General features: G+C 75.5%; 1 protein-coding gene. It reads left to right on the forward strand.

What is annotated here, in order from left to right; translation table 11 throughout:
- Window positions 1-25 precede the first annotated feature (25 nt).
- The coding region (locus tag NBX02_RS08010; RefSeq protein ID WP_250290685.1) for a hypothetical protein at window positions 26-2,985 on the forward strand (2,960 nt) is incomplete at its 3' end.

Genomic DNA, 2,985 nt, shown 5'->3' on the forward strand with positions numbered 1-2,985 from the left:
AGGTGGGCCCGCGGCGGACGGCACCGTGGCGGCGGGCCTGGACGGGCCGTTCGGCCAGCTGCGGGCGCGGCTGGTGGACGCCGCGGCGGCCTTCGCCGCGGATTCGGCCGCGCTCGCCGAGATCCTGGCGGGCCTGGTCGACGATGTCGCCTGGGCGCTGGCCGAGCCGCTGGAGATCTTCCCGGTCTGTCACCACTCGCCGGCCTCCGCCCTGGCGATGGCCCGGCGGCTGCGGGAGAAACGGCCCAGGGCCATCTACCTGGAGCTCTGCGAGGACCTGCGGCCGATCCTCGGCGAGCTGCGCAACTGCCGGCTGCCGGTCGCCCCACAGGCCTTCGCCCACGAGCTCGAGGGTTTCCCCGCCGGGGTGGGGCCGCTGAGCGTGGTCGCCCCGATCACCGAGGCGTCGGCCGAGTACCAGGCGATCGCCTACGCGCTCGAGACGCCGGGCGTCGAGCTCGTGCTCGTCGACTGGTCGGCCGACCACCTCTTCCAGTGGGAGAACCGCCAGTCCCGGTGGGAGAACCGCCAGCGGCCGGACCTGCCGGGCCAGGCCGACGAACCTCCGGGCCCGGCGTCGGCGGTCCCGGGCGGGCCGGCCCAGGACGGCGGAGACCAGGACCGCGGAGACCAGGACGGCGAGGAGGCGGCGTTGCACGGCGACGCCGTCGGCCTCGAGATCGGCGACCTGCGGCCCCGGTTCGCCGAGCTCGAGGAGTTCCTGCTGCGCCACGGCCGAGTCCGGCACTGGTCCGAATGGTGGGACCAGTACGTCGAGCAGCCGCTCGCCGACGCCGACTACGGCACCTACCGGCAGGCCCTGGCGCTCATCGGCAGCCTGTTCCGCCGGCTCACCCCGGCCGGGGACGGCAGGCTCGCCCGCGACGAGGAACGCGAGCGCCACATGTGGACCCGGATCCGGGATCACCTCGCCGCCTCCGGCATCGACCGCGACGACTGCCTGTACGTCTGCGGCGCCTTCCACGCGGTCAGCCATGTCCCGGAATTCGGCACAGCCTCCTCACCACCCGGCTCCTCGTCAGCCGGCTCCTCGTCAGCCGGCTCCTCGTCAGCCGGCTCCTCGTCAGCCGGCTCCTCGTCAGCCGGCCCTGCCGAGCAGGGCCAGGCCGAGCGCGGCCAGGAGGCCGCCGCGGCACCAGTGGCGAGCTACGAGATCGGCCCGGTGACGCCGACCAGGTGGCTGTACGGGCTCATCCCGTCCAGCCACTCCGCGATCGAGGCCCAGTTCGGGCTGGCCGGCGGCTCGGTGTCGATCGCCGCGGCGACGTGGGCGAAGGCGCTGGCCCGCTCGGGTGTCGCGCCGTTCCGGCTCGCCGGCCAGCCCGGCGCCGCGAAGAAGGCCGGGCGGACGGCGAGGCCCCGCATCGCCCGCCCTGTCGCGGGCGATGCTGCCGTCCCGGCCGTGGGCGATGCCACCGGCGCAGGCGCGGGCAGCGGGCCCGGGACGGGCACCGAGCGGCTGTCCGGCTTCCTGGAGCGCCCGCCGGCGCTGGACGGGATCGACGAGGACGAGCTGCTCGGCTGGTGCGTCGACATCGTCCGGCTGGCCCGCCGCAACGGCTACCTCGCCAGCACGGCCGACGCCATCGCCGTGTTCGAGACGTCGATCCTGCTCGCAGGCCTGCGCAACCGAGCCCGCCCCACGCCGTACGACTTCCAGGACGCCGCCGTCACCTGCATCGAGAAGGACGTCGTGCCCGGCCGGCGCGACGTGCGCCGGCTGTGCGAGATCCTGCTCGGCGGTGACCGGGCCGGCCAGGTCGGCTACGACGCCCTCCCGCCGCTGGCCCGCGACGTCCACGACCGGCTGGCCCCGCTCGGGCTCGACCTGTCCAGGCGCACGGTGCAGCGCGCCCTGCTCGACCTGACCGCCACCCCTGAGCTCGCGCACTGCTCCCACCTGCTGTGGATGCTGCGCTACCTGCTGCCCGACGGCGCCGTGCGCCCGATCCTCGGCGTCCGCCGGCTGGGGGAGCGGTCAGCGCAGGAGAGCTGGGACCTGTCGATCGGGAAGCACCAGCGCGAGCTCATCGAGCTCGGCTACGAGGCGGTCACCGTCGAGCAGGCCCTGCAGCGGCGGCTGCGCCGTACCGCCTGGGATCCGGAGGCCACCGCGGCCGTCGCGCTCGCCGCCGTCGAGGACGCCGTCACGTTCCTCGGCAGCCGCCGGCTGGCCGACGAGCTCGGCGCCCGCGCCGTCGAGCTGCTCACCGGCGAGCGGACGGTGGACGACGCGCCGGAGGTGCTGCGCCGGATCCGGCGGCTGCTCGACTGCTACCGCGTCACCGAGCCGGCCCTGCCGGAGTGGTGCGAGCGGTTCGTCAAGGAGGGCTACGCGCACTACTGCACCCTGCTGCCGACGGCGTTCACGGCCGACGGCACCGGCGTGCGCCAGGTCGCCTCCATGCTCGGCTTCCTGCTGACGCTGGAGAACTTCGCGCTCGCGCTCGGCTGTGACCGGGCCCAGCTGGAGCTGGCCGTGCGCCAGTCCCACCCGCGGGAGCCCGAGCGGACGGCGCTGCTGTGGGCCACGCAGACCCGTCTCGGCCGGCTCACCCCGGCCGAGCTGCGGGCCCGCTGCGACGGCCTGCTCGCCAACCCGCTGGTCGTTGGCGCGTTCCCGCGCTACCTGGCCGGCTTCGTGCAGGCCCTGGAGCCGGTGCCGACGCTGGCACCGTTCGTCGTCGAGATCATGTCCAAGGCGTTCGCCCGCCTGCCGGACCGGGTCCTGCTCCCCTGGCTCCCGACGCTGATCAGGACGCTGCGCGACCACGCCGGTGAGCACATGCCCATGCTGCTGCGGGAGGCGGGCCGTACGTTCCCGGGAACCCTCCCCGCGCTGGACACATGGACCGCCCCCTGGTCGGCCCAGCCGCCGTCCCCGGCAACCGACGCCGCGACCGCCGAGGCGCGCCCCGCCGGGGCGCGGGCCGACGCGGTGGGGCGCGACGCGGTGGGGCCCGC

It is taken from the genome of Protofrankia sp. CiP1_Cm_nod1 (assembly GCF_920888515.1).
Lineage (GTDB): Bacteria > Actinomycetota > Actinomycetes > Frankiales > Frankiaceae > Protofrankia.